The 15,169-nt window shown below is 63.8% G+C and carries 13 protein-coding genes; 5 read left to right on the top strand and 8 right to left on the bottom strand.

The annotated features are described in order from the left end of the window. Window positions 1-19: 19 nt before the first annotated feature. Window positions 20-799, bottom strand: coding sequence for a trehalose-phosphatase (gene otsB, locus NX775_RS18800; protein ID WP_258837341.1), 780 nt, complete (start codon window positions 797-799; stop codon window positions 20-22). Then, window positions 796-3,084: an alpha,alpha-trehalose-phosphate synthase (UDP-forming) gene (locus NX775_RS18795; protein ID WP_258837340.1), complete on the bottom strand. Its 2,289-nt coding sequence runs from the start codon at window positions 3,082-3,084 to the stop codon at window positions 796-798. Before NX775_RS18795 ends, otsB begins: the two co-directional genes overlap by 4 nt. A 446-nt stretch (window positions 3,085-3,530) precedes the next feature. On the opposite strand from NX775_RS18795, the gene NX775_RS18790 reads away from it, so the two are divergent. From NX775_RS18790 to NX775_RS18775, 4 genes are all read left to right on the top strand, one after another. After that, on the top strand, window positions 3,531-4,157 hold the full coding sequence (locus NX775_RS18790) for a choice-of-anchor J family PEP-CTERM protein (RefSeq protein ID WP_258837339.1): 627 nt from the start codon (window positions 3,531-3,533) through the stop codon (window positions 4,155-4,157). A gap of 80 nt (window positions 4,158-4,237) precedes the next feature. Beyond that, window positions 4,238-4,645, top strand: coding sequence for a post-PEP-CTERM-1 domain-containing protein (locus NX775_RS18785; RefSeq protein ID WP_258837338.1), 408 nt, complete (start codon window positions 4,238-4,240; stop codon window positions 4,643-4,645). A 2-nt stretch (window positions 4,646-4,647) separates the two neighbouring features. Further along, window positions 4,648-6,135 carry a PA domain-containing protein gene (locus NX775_RS18780; RefSeq protein ID WP_258837337.1) on the top strand — a complete coding sequence of 496 codons (1,488 nt, stop codon included), beginning with the start codon at window positions 4,648-4,650 and terminating at the stop codon, window positions 6,133-6,135. Between the two features lie 511 nt (window positions 6,136-6,646). Next, window positions 6,647-7,150, top strand: a complete 504-nt coding sequence (locus tag NX775_RS18775; RefSeq protein ID WP_258837336.1) for a host attachment protein — start codon at window positions 6,647-6,649, stop codon at window positions 7,148-7,150. A gap of 62 nt (window positions 7,151-7,212) precedes the next feature. Here NX775_RS18775 and NX775_RS18770 read toward each other — a convergent pair whose 3' ends face one another. From NX775_RS18770 to NX775_RS18755, 4 genes are all read right to left on the bottom strand, one after another. Next, a complete protein-coding gene (locus tag NX775_RS18770) occupies window positions 7,213-10,533 on the bottom strand; it encodes a DEAD/DEAH box helicase (RefSeq protein WP_258837335.1) in 3,321 nt (1,106 codons plus the stop codon). A gap of 58 nt (window positions 10,534-10,591) precedes the next feature. After that, window positions 10,592-11,038 (bottom strand): YgiW/YdeI family stress tolerance OB fold protein, encoded by a 447-nt coding sequence (locus tag NX775_RS18765; RefSeq protein WP_258837334.1) that lies wholly within the window; start codon window positions 11,036-11,038, stop codon window positions 10,592-10,594. A 75-nt stretch (window positions 11,039-11,113) separates the two neighbouring features. Beyond that, a complete protein-coding gene (locus NX775_RS18760) occupies window positions 11,114-12,490 on the bottom strand; it encodes an ATP-binding protein (RefSeq protein WP_258837333.1) in 1,377 nt (458 codons plus the stop codon). Beyond that, a complete protein-coding gene (locus tag NX775_RS18755) occupies window positions 12,480-13,145 on the bottom strand; it encodes a response regulator transcription factor (RefSeq protein WP_258837332.1) in 666 nt (221 codons plus the stop codon). Before NX775_RS18755 ends, NX775_RS18760 begins: the two co-directional genes overlap by 11 nt. A gap of 154 nt (window positions 13,146-13,299) precedes the next feature. Here NX775_RS18755 and NX775_RS18750 point away from each other — a divergent pair, with 154 nt between their 5' ends. Then, window positions 13,300-13,692, top strand: a complete 393-nt coding sequence (locus NX775_RS18750; protein ID WP_258837331.1) for a hypothetical protein — start codon at window positions 13,300-13,302, stop codon at window positions 13,690-13,692. 20 nt (window positions 13,693-13,712) lie between these two features. On the opposite strand, the gene NX775_RS18745 is transcribed toward NX775_RS18750, so the two are convergent. Next, complete coding sequence (locus NX775_RS18745; RefSeq protein ID WP_258837330.1) at window positions 13,713-13,922, bottom strand: hypervirulence associated TUDOR domain-containing protein; 210 nt, start codon at window positions 13,920-13,922, stop codon at window positions 13,713-13,715. A 56-nt stretch (window positions 13,923-13,978) separates the two neighbouring features. Next, complete coding sequence (locus NX775_RS18740) at window positions 13,979-15,118, bottom strand: glutathione-independent formaldehyde dehydrogenase (protein WP_183553909.1); 1,140 nt, start codon at window positions 15,116-15,118, stop codon at window positions 13,979-13,981. Between the last annotated feature and the right edge of the window lie 51 nt (window positions 15,119-15,169).

Here is a 15,169-nt window from a genome sequence, read left to right as displayed (position 1 = left end):
TGTCGACTCGTGGGAATCATCATTCATGGGGTATGTCCTTTCCAATGGTTGGCGCGGCGGCCGCTTGCGACAGTACGATGCGCAATTGTTCCGCCGACGCGATGCGGCACTGGGCCACGGTGGGGCCCGGGCCGACCTTCAGGCCGATCCCGCCAATACTTTGTACTTGTGCAAAACCTGCTTCGTCGGTGGTGTCGTCGCCGATGAACAGGGGCCGGTAACCGGCAAACGGCGCGTCGGCCAGGAAGTCGCGGATCGCCGTGCCCTTGCTGACGGCGTTCGACTTGACCTCGACGATCATCTTGCCTTCCATGAGCAACAGGCCCGGGCTGGCGCCCACCGCCACGCGCATCGCGTCGGTGCACAGCGCCTGCAACTCGGGCGCCTGGCGGAAGTGCAGCGCCAGCGCGCCATGTTTTTCTTCGACCCACAGGTCGGGATGGCGCGCCGCCAGCCCCTGCGCGGCCTGGCGCACCAAAGCGAAGTCGGGCGGCGTCAGGCGGCGCACGACGCCATCGATGCCGCGCCGCTCCATCCCATGCACGCCGGCCGCAGGAAACGTCAGCGGCGCCAGCAGTTTGTCGAGCTCGTTGATGGGCCGGCCGGACACGAGGGCCAGCCGCCCTTCCAGGCGCGCCTGCAGCAGCGGCAGCGCGACGCGCAGCATGTCGGTGACGATCACCTGGTCGGGTAACGGCGCAATATCCACCAGCGTGCCATCGAAGTCCAGAAACAGCGCGCAATCGGGCGCGGCCAGCAAATCGAGTGCGGCCTGCAGATTGTCATTGGCAGCGATCATGCTTCCCCCCTGCGCACGCGATCCTGGCTGAGCGAGACGATGCGCGACTTGACGCGCTCGCGCTGGCGCAGGCGCGCTGCATCCTGCAGCATGCGACCGGCCCAGCGGTACACGTTGAAGTCGCGCACGCGGCGGCGCATGCTGCGCATCCGTTCGCGCTGCTCGTCGCGCGGCATGCGCAGCGCCTGGTACAGCGCTTCGGCGCCTTCTTCGATGTGGTACGGATTGACGATCAGCGCCTCATGCAGCTCGCGCGCCGCGCCGGTGAACTGGCTCAGGATCAGCGCGCCGCCTTCGTCGTCGCGGGCGGCGATGAATTCCTTGGCCACCAGGTTCATGCCGTCGTGCAGACTGGTCACGCTGCAGACGTCCGAGGCGCGGAAGTACGTGCGCAACTGGCGCTGTTCGTGGTGCTCGGTTTTCAGCACGATCGGCAGGTAAGTGCCGCTGGCGTAGCGGTCATTGATCCGCTGGGCCAAGCCGCGCACGCGCGTTTCCAGGTTCTGGTATTCGTCCAGCGACGAGCGGGTGGGCGCGGCGATCTGCACGAACGTGAACTTGCCGATCATTTCGGGATATAGCTCGAACATGCGCTCGACCGCTTCGAAGCGCTCGACGATGCCCTTGGTGTAGTCCAGACGGTCGACGCCGATGCCCAGCAACTGGTCGGCCGGCAGCGACAGGGCCTGGCGGATCTCGGCGCGGCAGGCGGCGATATCGGGTTCGCCCGGGATTTCGTCAGGCCACGCGATGGAAATCGGGTACGGCTTGACCTGCGTGAGCTGGTTGCCGTAGCTGACGGTCGAGGCTTCATCTTCGATGCGGGTTTCCAGGTAGCGGTCGACCGTGTCGAGGAAATTCTTGCGGTGGAACGGCGTATGGAAGCCCAGGATCGTGCTGCCCAGCATGCCGTCGAGGATTTCTTCGCGCCATGGGCAGATGCCGAACGACTCCGGATTTGGCCATGGGATGTGCCAGAACGTGATGATGGTCGCCTTTGGCAGCACCGCACGCACCATGCGCGGCAGCAGCGCGAAGTGATAATCCTGGACCAGCACGACCGGGTTGTCGGAGCGCGCTTCGGCGATCACGGCATCGGCAAAGCGCTGGTTGACGCGCACGTATTCAGCCCAGTCGGTCGAGCGGAACACGGGGCGCACGTGGGCGATATGGCACAGCGGCCACAGGCCTTCGTTGGCAAAGCCGTAGTAATAGCCCTGCTCTTCTTCTTTCGACAGCCAGACGCGGCGCAGCGTGTAGCTCGGGTTGTCGGGCGGAACCGGCACGTGGTCGTTGGCATCGACCGTTTCGCGGTCGGCCGAACCGGCGCCATGCGCGATCCAGGTACCGGAGCAGGCGCGCATCACGGCTTCCACCGCCGTGACCAGGCCACTGGCCGGGCGCTGGACTTTCACGCCACCCGGTGTGGCCACGTGGATATAGGGCTCGCGGTTCGATACCACGAGGATCTGGTCGCCAGCCAGGTCCTGGTTCAGCAGCAGCTTGAGCGTTTCGGGACTCCAGGTCGTTGACTCGACCGGACTGGCAGCCAGCTCGCGCTGGTAATCATTGAGCATGGCGCGGAACTCGCTGGCCAGCGGCGCCATGTCGCCTTCGGCCGGCACGGGCTCGGTCGCACCGGGACGTGGCGAGCGCGGCAACAGTTCGCCGCGCAGCATTTCACGCATGCCGGCCACCCAGCCATGCCAGCTCAGGTGGGCGATGATCACGGTGATCATGGAAATCGCGCCAGCCATCAGTACGAACAGGCCGAGGATGTATTTCTTGGTATCGGCGCTGCGGCGCTCGATGAAGCTCATGTCCTGCACCAGCACCAGGCGGCCGGCAGACACGCCGTCCTGCAGCAGTTCGCGCGTGGAGACATGGACCGGACCCTCCGCCAGGCGCACGACCGGATTGGACGTCGAGCCATCTTCTTCGTTACTGACCTGCCCCTCGCGGCAACCGAGCGTCGCCGGATAGGTCGAGGTCTTGTACAGCAGCATGCCGTCGGTCGAGCACAGGGCCAGCGCATACAGGCGCTCATCCTGGATTGCACGCTCGAACGCGTCGTTGATGCGTTCGCCGGAGCCATCTTCGAGATAGGTCAGCAGGGGCTGTTGCAGCGTGCTCGACACCAGACGCGAGCGCGTGTCCAGGTCACGTACGAACCAGCGCTGGGTGAGATTTTCCATCCACGGAATGGCAAAGTACCCGAATAGCGCCAGCACCAGGGCAAGGGGAACGATGAACCGCAGGGATAATTGAATGGATCTGAAGCGCATGAAGCTCTTTCAATGGGACGAAGACGCCGACCGATTGATTATAGCTATCTAAAAATTATCTTGTCGCTATGGCATGCAACGGTGTCGAACCGGGTGGGATCGTCGTTGAATACGCTTATTTAATCAGAAAATTTCCTATCCACATGCAGCGCTGACAAAAAATCAATTAAACCTACCTCATAGCAACAAAATTGCGTGATTGCGGTAAATGAAAAATAAAGTGTCGTTATTTATGTGACAAGCGTATGAAATTTGTCGGAAAATCTTACAATTAATTACGAAATAATCATCTGTAAAAATATTCTTCAAAGAAATCAACGCCTTGTTTTGCTGGCACGCAATGTGCATAGGCTCTTACAGTCGTCGAATGATCGTTACGACATCCGATACAGGGGCTGTGACACGAATACAGCGCCGTTCATCGAACACACTTGGAGCACATCAGAATGAAGAAAGCACTTGTTGCATTGCTGGTTTCCGGAATGATGTCCTCGGCATTTGCCGGGGTCGTGATTAAAGAAGGTTTCGAGGATGTAGGCAGCCTGCAAGGCAAAGGCTGGGTTGCAGAGAACAAGAGTTCTCCGGTCGGCGCCACTGGCTGGTTCCAGGGCAGTGTCGGCTTCAACGGCCAGGGCGCAGCTGAAGGCTCGGACGACCGCAGCTATGTCGCCGCGAACTACAACAACACGACGGACGGCGGCACGATCAACAACTGGCTGTACACCCCCGAATTTTCGACCCTGATTGGCGCAACCGTCTCGTTCTGGCTTAACGCCGATGAAGCCGCCACCTACGACGACAACATCGCATTTGGCTTCGTTGACGCCGCTGGCGCCATGATCGATCTGATGCCGAGTATCAGTGTCGGCTCCGGCTGGACGCAGTATTTCGCTTATATCGGCCCAACTGCCGGCAGCGCCCGCTTCGCCTTCCAGTACACCGGTGACTATGCCAGCGCGAACTATGTCGGCATCGACTCCCTGGTCGTCGACGTACCTGAACCGTCGAGCATCATGATCCTGGCCGCTGGCGCCATGGGCCTGGTTGCCGCACGCCGCCGCAAACGCGCCTGAGCGCTCCACGCCACGTTGTCCGCCGAAGCGCGCTGCGCTTCGCACATTTTGCATCGAATATGTTTTTCCAGGAGATTGTCATGTTCCAGAAACAACAAACCGGCCTGCGCGCACTGCGCGCCGCCGGCATTGCCCTTGCCCTGATGGGTTTCGCTGGCCAGTCCGCCATTGCCCAGGAAGCTGTCGTCTCGAATGAGTCGCAGACCGTCGTGCGCGATGCCGAAACGGGCAAGCTGCGCGGCGCCACCCCTGCCGAAGCAGTCGCGCTGAAAGCGCAGTCCGTCAAGGCCAACGCACGCATCGCACCGAAAGCAACGCTGCAAAAATCCCACAGCAGTGGCGCGCGCGGCGCCCGCCTGACCGATGAATTCCTGACCTCGTCGGTAGCGGTTCGTAACGCCGACGGCAGCATCAGCGTCACGCACGGCGACACCCAGAATGCCGATTCGACCGGCCACGTTCACACCATTACGCCTGTCACGGAGTAATCATGCGCACACCATCCTTCTCGCTCACCGCTGCACGCACCGTGCTGGCCACCGCCAGCATCCTGACCTGCATCGCCGCACAAGCTGCAACCATCACCATCCAGAGCCGCGATGCGGCCGGTTTCGGCTTCAACGATCCGACCCCGGTGGCGCCGGTTGGCGGCAATAACGGCACCACGCTCGGCCAGCAACGCATGAACGTGTATCGTTACGTTGCCGATATCTGGGAACGTAATCTCCAGAGTAACGTGACGATCACCGTGTCGGCCGGCTGGGAAGCACTGAACTGCACCGCCACCTCGGCCACGCTGGGCAGCGCCGGCGCCTGGAACATCTGGAATAACTTCCCAGGCGGCAAGCCAAACACCTGGTATCCAGCGGCACTGGCCAACAAGCTGGCCGGTGTCAACCTGACCAATGGCATCCCTGACGATGGCACCGGTTATGGCAACGTCGACATCAAGACCCAGTTCAACGTCAACCTCGGCCAGCCGAACTGCCTCGCAGGCAGCAGCTTCTACCTGGGTCTGGACGGCAATGCCGGCGGCCAGGTGAACTTCGCAGCAACCCTGCTGCACGAACTGGGCCACGGCCTGGGCTTCTCGGTCGTCAGCGTGCAGACCTCGACTGGCTACCGCATCAGTGCAACTGGCTCGGGGTATGTCGCCAATGGCGGCCTGCCAAGCGTCTGGGAAGAGTTCATGTACGACAACACGGCCAAGAAGAGCTGGCTGAACATGACGTCAGCCGAACGCCGCGTCTCGGCCATCAACCCGCTGGGCCTGGCCTGGACCGGCGCCAATTCGGTCGCCGGCGCCAGCATCCTGCGCTCGCAGCCGATTCTGAAAGCGGCTGCGCCAACTGGCGTGCTGCCGGTCATCAGCTATACGGCGTCGACCTTCGGTCCGACCCTGCCTGCCGTCGCCTCGCTCGGCGCTCTGGCCACGATCACGCCGCAAGATGGTGAAATCGGTCCTGGCTGCGAACCGTTCAATGCCGCCAATGTCGCAGCAGTCCGCGGCAAGGTGCCGATCATCAGCCGCGGCGCGTGCGGCTTCGCCGTCAAGGTGAAGAATGCACAAAACGCTGGTGCAGTCGGTGTTCTGCTGGCCAATAACGTTGCCGGCGACGTCGCACCGGGCGGCACCGATCCAACCGTTACCATCCCGTCGGCCGGCATTACGCAAGCTGCTGGCGATGCGCTGAAAGCCGCAGTCGCTGCTGCCAAGCCATACGGTACGCGTTCGCAGCCTGGCGTCGTGATCGCGTCGCTGGCGACCGATCCAACCCGCAAGGCCGGCGCCGATTCGCTTGGTCGTCCGCTGCTGTACACCCCAGCCACGCTGGCGCCGGGCTCGTCGGTCTCGCACTGGGACGTGACGGCATCGCCAAACCTGCTGATGGAACCAAGCATCAATTCGGACCTGACCCTGTCGGTGTCGCCACCGCAGGATCTGACGCTGCCACTGCTGAAGGATATCGGCTGGTAATCGTTGGATAAATTGCTTCACGGCGCCAGGCGCCGTGAAGCGTGCAAACAAAAACGCCACCTCGAAAGGTGGCGTTTTTTTTTGCTGCTACCGCGATCGTCGATTAGAAGATCAGGTACAGGATGACCAGTACAACGACCGGGATGCCCAGGAGCCAGCCAATGAAAAATTTACCCATGATAGTGTTCCTTCCGTGTTTGCAGTGTCGATGGGTCCATCTTGCGCCCTGCAGCGTTCCCGTTCAGTACGCTACTGCACGTCCACCAGTAAATTGATCCATTTGGTATCTCGCCACCTCGTCAGGCGCGCACGGCAGGAACGCGGTGCGACGTGGATTTTTTGACAGGGCTATACTAAATCATCACTTGTCGCCAGGCAGGGAACGCGGGCCGATGCTGTGCGTCGTTCGTGTCCGTTACTGCCGGCGATGGCCTCCACGCGCATCGCGCCAGCCGGGGCCCGGGCTCCGCAGCGCCAGATGCGCTCACTCACCATTCAAACAGGAGACTCTATGCCTACAACCTGGATTATCGCGGCCAATGCCGGTCGTGCACGTATTTTCGCCGATGCCAAGTCTGCCAAGTCGCTGCAAGAAGTGGAAGACATGGTCAATCCTGCTGCGCAAGGGCGCGTCAGCGACATCGTGACCGACCGCCTGAGCCCACGCTCGGCCGGCAATAGCGGCCATAATATCGGTGGCGGCCAGGGCGGCGGCTTCGAGCATGCGGCACAAGCAGGCGCGCCGGGCAGCGACTATCAGCCAGCCGTCACGCCAGCCGAACACGAAGCGCAAAAGTTTGCCAAGGACGTCGCCGCGTACCTGTTGCAAGGCCACCAGAAGGGCCAGTACCAGCATCTGATCGTGTCCGCATCGCCCGAGTTCCTGGGCCTGCTGCGCACCGCAATCGATCCGCAGGTCAAGGCGCTGATCACGCATGAGCTCAACAAGGATTACACGCACTCGAGCGGTCACGAACTGCGCGGCCAGCTCGCTTCGCATCTCGAAAAAGCCTAAGCTCTAAAGACCGCAAGGTAGTTCCATCCTGACAGGCCCGCCACTCTAGCGGGCCTGTTGCGTTATGGCCGTGCGTGTTCGACCGGTGAGAAGATCTCGCGCAGGTCCTCGGCCCCGATGGCGGGCGCCAGTTCGGTATCGCCAGCCAGCAGGGCATTGGCCAGATCGCCTTTGCGGCGCTGCATGTCCTGGATTTTTTCTTCCAGCGTGCCGCGCGCGATCAGCTTGTAGACGAACACCGGCTGCGTCTGGCCAATGCGCCAGGCGCGGTCGGTGGCCTGGTTTTCGCTGGCCGGATTCCACCACGGATCGTAGTGGATGACGGTATCGGCCGCCGTGAGATTGAGGCCCACGCCGCCGGCCTTCAGGCTGATCAGGAACACGCCCACCTGCCCCGCCTGAAACGCAGCGACCGGTGCGGCGCGGTCGACTGTGCTGCCGGTGAGTTCGACGTAGGCGATGCTGCGCGCGTTGAGTTCATCGGCAATCAGCGCCAGCATGCTCGTGAACTGCGAAAACACCAGCACCCTGCGTCCTTCGCTGATGAGCGTATCGAGCAGTTCCATCAGCGCCTCGAGCTTGGCCGAGCCACCCGCCGCGCCCGTCTTGAGCAGGCGCGGATCGCAGCATACCTGGCGCAGCTTGAGCAGCGCCTCGAGAATCACGATGTGGCTGCGCGCCAGGCCCTTGCGGTCGATCTCGTCGCGCACCTTGCGGTCCATCGCCACGCGCACCGTTTCGTACAGGTCGCGCTGCACGCCACCGAGCTCGACCGGCAGGATGATCTCGGTCTTGGGCGGCAGTTCGGTCGCCACCTTGTCCTTGGTCCGGCGCAGCATGAACGGTTTCAGGCGTCGCACCAGCAGGTCCTTGCGGCCCATGTCGCCGCCCTGCTCGATCGGTTTGCGAAACACGGTGTTGAAGCCCCGCTCGTCGCCCAGCAAGCCCGGCATCAGGAAATGGAACTGCGACCACAATTCGCCCAGATGGTTCTGCACCGGCGTGCCGGTCAGGCACAGGCGATGGCGCGCGTCGAGCAGGCGCGCCGTCTGCGCCGCCTTGCTGCGGCTGTTCTTGATGTACTGCGCTTCATCGAGGATCAACAGGTGATAGCGGTGGCCGCGCAGCGCCACTTCGTCGCGTCCGAGCAGCGCGTAGGTGGTCAGGACCACGTCGACGTCGCCAATGCCATCGAACAGCGCCGTGCGCTCCTTGCCGTGCAACAGCAGCACGCGCAGGCCAGGTGTGAAGCGGGCCGCCTCGGCCTGCCAGTTGGGCATCAGGCTCGTGGGCGCCACGACCAGCGCCGGACGATCGAGCCGCCCCGCTTCTTTCTCGACCAGGATGTGGGCCAGTGCCTGGATCGTCTTGCCCAGGCCCATGTCATCGGCCAGGATGCCGCCGAATTCGTACTCGCGCAGGAACTGCAGCCAGGCCAGGCCGCTGCGCTGGTAGGGCCGCAGGTCGGCCTGCAGGCCAACAGGCAGTTCAACTGGCCGGATGCCGTCGAAATCGTTGAGCTTGCGGCCCAGTGCGCGCAGGCGCTCGCCGCCCATCCAGCGCAGGTGCGCGGCGCGCTCGAGCTCGGCCAGGCGCGCGGCATCCATCACCGGCAGGCGCACCCGGCTGCCCATGCGCTCGTTGAAATACAGCTCGCCCAGCGTGACGAGGATGGGCTTGATGCGGCCCCAGGTCACGGCCACACGTGTTTCGTCGTCGAGTTCGATCACGAGGTCGCCCTCGTCGGGACGTGTAGCCAGGGCCACCGGGTCGAACTCCTGCGGTGCAGCACGGATCATCTTGAGCAGCAAGGGCAGCAGCGCGTGCCGCTGGCCGTTCACCACAATGCCCAGCTCGAGCGCGAACCAGGCCTGCCCGCCCTCGCCTTCTTCATCGAGTTCGGCATACCAGTCATCGACCTCGGCCAGATCGTAGCGATAATCCTCATCGATCTCGACCTGCCAGCCGGCCGCCTCCAGGCGCGGCAGCGCATCGCGTACGAAGCCGACCCAGGCCGCCTCGTCGGCAAGCTGCAAGGCGCCGGGGAGTTCAAGCAGTGGCGAGTCGGGTGGCGGTTCGGCAAACCCGAGCCCGGTCAGCAACGCCCGCGCTGCCGCCTCGAGCGCGGCATTGCGCACGATGAGCTGGACCCTGGTGTTCTCGACGCGGCGCAGCACCGGCCCGTCGTCGGGCTCCGCGATCCAGCCGTCGTAGTCGAACATCAAGGTGGCATGGTCGTACCAGCGGTAGTCGCCGCGCTGTCTGGCCAGCATGCTGTCGAGCACCAGCAGGGGCACCGGCGCCACGTCGCTGCGCTCATTGGTTTCCAGCACCTGGGGCAGCGGGAACACGCCATCCAGGCCAAGCTCGGCCATGCGCGTCGCCACGCTGGCGCGGTGCTCGGGCCACAGCAGCGGCGCCTGCTCTACCGCGCCAAGCAGCATCTCCAGCGGCAAGGGCGCCAGTAAAGCCGGCAGCGTCAGCTCGCCGATCAGGTCGCCATCGATGTAGCAGGCCGGTTCGGTTGGCAGTACCTCGTTGGGAATCTGCTGCTCGCGCGCGCCGCCGCCGGCAAATTGCCAGCTCAGCTGAAGCGCATCGGGATCGCCGTCCAGTGGATGCCAGTCGATCACGGCCGCGCGCTTCGGGCCGGCCAGCAGCGGCGCGACCCGGCCGCGCGCCAGATCCTCTGGCGTGTGGGCGCGCAGCAGCCGGTCTTGCGCGACCAGCTGGGCCAGCAGGCGTGCGCCCAGCGCGCCTTGCGGCCGGGCGACACCCAGGCCACCCGACGCCGCCGCCAGGCCGGCAAACTGGCGCAGCAGCTCGACGTCACCGGTCGCGATCCAGGCTGGGGGATCGCGCAGCAGGCCGTGATGGTTGACGTCGCCCGAGCTGGCGCCGATGCCGCCACGCTTTCCCTGGCGGCCCTTGCGCAGGTGCAGCCGGGAGTGGCCGTGCAGATCCGGCACCAGGACCCAGGCCAGTATGGTCACGGCGCCCGTGCCCGACAGCGCCGGCTGCGTGATCTGGCTCAGCTGCGAGAGCTGCATGAGCCAGTGCTGTGCGACGGCGTTGGCCGCGCCGGGGGCCTGCCGGGCTTCGCGTTCGCGGCACTCGATGTCCTTGATCAGGACAGCCACCACGTGCTTGCAGTTGTAGCCGACAGGGCAGGTGCAGCGGCCGTCGAAGTTGATTTGCTCGCGGCGCGTGAACACGCGGATGGTCTGATGGTAGATCGCCCCGCCACTGCCGGCGACTTCGCCAATCAGCCGGTCGGCCTGCCACTGCGCGACCAGGACATGGCCGTCATCGGCGTAATCGTGACCACGCTTCAGGGCGCCGGAGTCAAAGTTGTGCGTCAGGTCGGCGTAATCGTAATGCATGGGCGAATCGGACAATCATGGCGGCGAAGCCACCATTATCGCCCGAACACGTCAATTCTTACTGCGCGACGACCTTGATCTGCTCGACGTCCACGGTAGAGTCGCCAAACATTTCCTTGTCGAACTCGCCGGTGAGTTCCACCAGCGTGTTGTGATCGACCGTCACGCCGGCCGGAAATCGATCAGCGTCGATCTCGACGGTGATCTTGCCGCTGGCGTCGGTGAACTCGTAGTTCTCGTCGCCCTTGTGGCTGGTGAGCTTGCCCTTGAGGCGCACGTACTGGTCATCCTTGCCATTGGCCAGCAAGTCCTTGGCGGTCATCAACGGCGCGCCCGATGGACCGGCGTAGCCCGCTGGCGCGGCCTTGGTGGCCGGGGCGGCAGTTGGCGTTACGGTGGCGGTTGCAGCCGGCGTTGCAGTCTGGGTTGCCGCGGTCTGGGCGACAGCAGCGGCCGAACCGGTGATCAACAGGGCGATGCAGGCGATGTGCGAAATACGTTTCATGGTCAGTCCTCGGTAGTTGGTGGGTCGTTGCCTGCACAGCGTTGGCAGGCACAGACGCATTACACCGGCGGGACATTAAACCGATCTTAAGGACGGGTCGAAGTCGAGCGTGACACCCAGGCCGCGTCCGTCCAGGCCCATGCCAAAGGTCAGCGCGATGCCATGCAGATCAGCGATGCGTCTGACGATCGACAGCCCGAGCCCGCTGCCCGGCTGGCCCTTCCCCAGCACGCGAAAGAACCGCTCGCTCAGACGCGCACGGCTGGCTTCATCGACTCCCGGGCCATTGTCGCGCACGGCAATGCGGTCGGACCCGCCGTGCCGGCGCGCATCAATGGCGATGCGGCTGCCATCCGGGCAATAGCGCAGCGCATTGTCGAGCAGGTTGCGCAACACGATGTCGAGCATCTGAGGGTCGGCCTCCACGTAGTCGAGCTCGCATTGCACGTCGATGATGATGGCGCGCTCTGCCGCCTCGTGCGCATGCGCGCCGACGAGGCGCTCAAGCAGCGCCGGCAAGGGCACTGGCTGGCACACCAGCTGTTCGCGCGCCAGCGGGTCCAGGCGCGCCAGCATCAAGAGGCTATCGACCAGCCCGGTCGTGCGCGCGATATCGTGGCGCAGCTTCTGGAACGGCGCGGCCAGTTCGGGATGCTGGCGCTGCAGCAGCTGCACGTGCATGTGCAGGCCCGCCAGCGGTGTGCGCAGCTCGTGCGCAGCGTCCGCAGTAAAGCGGCGCTCGGCCTGCAGCGCCGCTTCCAGACGACCCAGCACGCCATTGAGCGCCTGCACGATCGGCAGCACTTCGCGCGCCTGACCGGCGGTGGGTACTTGCGTCAGGTCGTGCGGCGTCTTGGCCGCAATGCTTGCCGCCGTCTGGCGCAGGGGTTTGAGCACGCGCCCGGTCAGTACCCAGCACACGAGCGCCAGCAGCAGCAGGAAGCCCAGCACGGGCAGCCACAGCGATTCGGCCAGCTCTTCCAGGATGTCGAAGCGCTTGCTCTGCTGCTGGCCGACCTGGACCTCGACGCTACGCGCCGCGTCGCGCACGACGAACACGCGCCACGGATCGCCATTGTTGCGCACGTCGGCGAAGCCGTCCTGCTCATCGAAATCCGTCACGAACGGCTTGGCGGGCGCGCCGCCGGTGCGCTGGATGACGCGTCCGTCCGCCACGATCTGGTACTGCATGTCGACCTTGCGGCCAGGCCGGCTCTCGAGCCCCGGCCGCAGCAACAGGCCGCGCTCGTTCCAGTCGGTGGTGGCTGCCATAATCATATGGCCCGATTCTTCGAGCGCATCGTCGAACACGTCATTGGTTTCCTGCCAGGCGATGACGGTGACGATGCCCAGGCTGGCCAGCCACAGCACGGTGCTGGCGGCCACGATGGCGATCAAGAGGCGCCGGCGCAGCGACCACGGCTGCACCGCGGCATCAGGCTTATTCGTCATCGTTCTTCATCCGGTAGCCCAGCCCGCGCACGGTGACGATGCTGTCGCTGCCGAACTTCTTGCGCAGGTTGTGCACGTAGACCTCAATGGCATTGCTCTCGACTTCGTCGCCCCAGCCATACAGCGTCTCTTCGATCTGGGCCCGGGTGACGATGCTGTTCTTGCGCAGCAGCAGCGCGTACAGCACGTTGTACTCGCGCGCCGTCAGCGCGACGGGCACGCCGCGCAGGCTGGCCGCCTTGGTGTCCAGGTTCAGCGCGATCTCGCCATGCACGAGGTCATTGCTCATCTGGTTCGCGCCACGGCGCACGGCCGCGCGGATGCGGGCCGACATTTCCTCGAGTTCGAACGGTTTGACCAGGTAGTCGTCGGCGCCCAGGTCCAGGCCTTCGACACGATCGGCCAGGGCGTTAAAGGCCGTGATCAGGATGACGGCCACGCCGTTGCCGGCCGCGCGCAACTGACCCAGCAAAGCGTCGCCGGACAAACCCGGCAAGCCGCGGTCGAGCAGCACACAGTCGTAGCGATGGGTCATCAGGGCCGTCTGCGCCGAGTCGCCGCGTTGGACCCAGTCAACGGCGTGGCCGTCAAGGCGTAACCAGGCCTGGATGGTGTCGCCAAGGGAGAGGTCGTCTTCGACGAGCAGAATGCGCATGGTATGGAATCAATAGATGGAATGACTTAACTTGCCATGCTTGCGCCGCAAGATGAACCGAATCTTAAAGTATTGGCGCCGCGGATGAGAATGCGTGAGTTTTGAATGATGTCGATGCCGTAGACTGGCAATTTTCCACATTCGACTTCAAGCCATGACATTTCGACTTGCATTGACTCGCCTTGCTACGCCGGCAGCGTCGCTGATAACGTGCCTCGGCATGCTGGCAACCGGCTCGGCGCTGGCTGCTGAAACGAATTTTTGTACATCGATGTGCGAATCGACGCAGCGCGAATGCCGCGTCGAGGCCAGCTCGGGTGGCAAGGAACGCTTCGTGCCACCGCCTGAGACCGCTGCCCGTAATCCGCTGGCGCGAACGGCCGAGGGTGCAGTGCCGGGCCAGGGTGCACGCGCCCTGCAGGCTGCTGGCGACACGCATCGCCGGCTCGACCGCGCTGGCGCCTGTGACAAGGCGTATCAGCAGTGCACGCGCAGCTGCCTCGTCCAGACTGAAACGAAACAGCAGGCAGCACCGGCGCAGCGCTGATTGTCGAGCCCGCGTGGGCTTTACGCTTTCTTCAGCGCCGACGCCTTGTGCGCCGCCTCCGCCCCGGTCTTGTCACTGACCACCAGGTATTCCGGATGCTCTTTGGACGCCGCGACATGGTGACTCTTGATGTCGGTTGGCGCCGTCAACTGCTTCTTGACCTTGCCGGTGACCGTGCCCTGGGATGACTCCCATTCCAGCTTGTCACCGGCCTTGAACGTTGTCGTCATGGCCCTGCTCCTTTCAGCAATGACGTGAACCGGGCTGCCCCGGTTCACGTTGCAACTTACTGGCCTGGCTTGAGGATCACCTTGGTCCAGCCATCAGCGCGCTCGTCGAACTTCTTGTACGCGTGCGGCGCCTCGTCCAGCGACAGCTCGTGCGAGATGATCTGCGATGGCTTGGCGCGGCCGGCGTGGATCAGCTTGGCGAGGCTGCGGTTGTAGGCCTTGACGTTGGCCTGGCCGTTGCCGATGCGCTGGCCCTTGAACCACAATTTGCCGTAGTCGAACGCCAGCTTGCCTTCCTTGGCCAGCTCGTCCTTCGCACCAGGATCTTCGGGCAGGAACACGCCCACCACACCGATGCCGCCGGTTGGCTTGACCGCTTCGACCAGATTGTTCATCGTCAGGTTCGGCACTTCCTTGCCGTGCTTGTCGCAGCACTGGTAGCCCACGCATTCGCAACCGCAGTCGGCGCCCTGGCCATCCGTCAGTTCCTTGATCTGCGCGGCGCCATCGCCTTCGATGTCATTGATGCCGATCGCGCCCATCTTCTCGGCCAGCGCCAGGCGGTCCTTGTTCGGGTCGACCACGAACACGCGGCTCGCGCCCTTCAGGAAGGCCGACATTGCCGCCATCAGTCCCACCGGACCGGCGCCGTAAATGGCTACCGAGTCGCCCGGCTTCATCTGCGCCAGTTCGGTTGCGTGATAGCCAGTCGGGAAAATATCCGACAACATCACGTAATCGTTTTCCTTTTCTTGCGCATCCTTTGGCAGCACCAGGCAATTGAAATCGCCGTATGGCACGCGCAGCAGTTCAGCCTGGCCACCGCTGTACGGACCCATGCCGGCAAAGCCGTAGGCCGCGCCCGCGCTGCCCGGATTGCAGGTCAGGCAAAAACCGGTCAGGCCGCGCTCGCAGCTTTCGCAAAAGCCGCAACCGATATTGAATGGCAGGCACACCATGTCGCCGACCTTGACGCGGTCGACGGCCTTGCCGACGGCGATGACTTCACCCATGTTCTCGTGACCCAGAATGCGGCCCGTTTCCATGCTGGTGCGACCTTCGTACATGTGCAGGTCGGAGCCGCAGATGTTGGTGGTCGTGATGCGCACCAGCACATCGGTCGGCTTCTCGATCGTGGCGTCCGGCACGTTCTTGATCTGGACATCGCATGGTCCGTTGTAGACAAGTGCTTTCATTGGGTTCCCTTCGTGAGGCGTTCGGTGAATAAAACACCTACTTTGGGAGTC

Source organism: Massilia aurea (assembly GCF_024753205.1).
Taxonomy (GTDB): Bacteria; Pseudomonadota; Gammaproteobacteria; order Burkholderiales; family Burkholderiaceae_D; genus Telluria; species Telluria aurea.
This window is presented reverse-complemented; position numbering and strand designations above follow the sequence as displayed.

Coding starts and splice junctions, on each gene's coding strand:
- otsB (WP_258837341.1), bottom strand. CDS start 799: ATGATCGCTGCCAATGACAATCTGCAGGCCGCACTCGATTTGCTGGCC.
- NX775_RS18795 (WP_258837340.1), bottom strand. CDS start 3,084: ATGCGCTTCAGATCCATTCAATTATCCCTGCGGTTCATCGTTCCCCTT.
- NX775_RS18790 (WP_258837339.1), top strand. CDS start 3,531: ATGAAGAAAGCACTTGTTGCATTGCTGGTTTCCGGAATGATGTCCTCG.
- NX775_RS18785 (WP_258837338.1), top strand. CDS start 4,238: ATGTTCCAGAAACAACAAACCGGCCTGCGCGCACTGCGCGCCGCCGGC.
- NX775_RS18780 (WP_258837337.1), top strand. CDS start 4,648: ATGCGCACACCATCCTTCTCGCTCACCGCTGCACGCACCGTGCTGGCC.
- NX775_RS18775 (WP_258837336.1), top strand. CDS start 6,647: ATGCCTACAACCTGGATTATCGCGGCCAATGCCGGTCGTGCACGTATT.
- NX775_RS18770 (WP_258837335.1), bottom strand. CDS start 10,533: ATGCATTACGATTACGCCGACCTGACGCACAACTTTGACTCCGGCGCC.
- NX775_RS18765 (WP_258837334.1), bottom strand. CDS start 11,038: ATGAAACGTATTTCGCACATCGCCTGCATCGCCCTGTTGATCACCGGT.
- NX775_RS18760 (WP_258837333.1), bottom strand. CDS start 12,490: ATGACGAATAAGCCTGATGCCGCGGTGCAGCCGTGGTCGCTGCGCCGG.
- NX775_RS18755 (WP_258837332.1), bottom strand. CDS start 13,145: ATGCGCATTCTGCTCGTCGAAGACGACCTCTCCCTTGGCGACACCATC.
- NX775_RS18750 (WP_258837331.1), top strand. CDS start 13,300: ATGACATTTCGACTTGCATTGACTCGCCTTGCTACGCCGGCAGCGTCG.
- NX775_RS18745 (WP_258837330.1), bottom strand. CDS start 13,922: ATGACGACAACGTTCAAGGCCGGTGACAAGCTGGAATGGGAGTCATCC.
- NX775_RS18740 (WP_183553909.1), bottom strand. CDS start 15,118: ATGAAAGCACTTGTCTACAACGGACCATGCGATGTCCAGATCAAGAAC.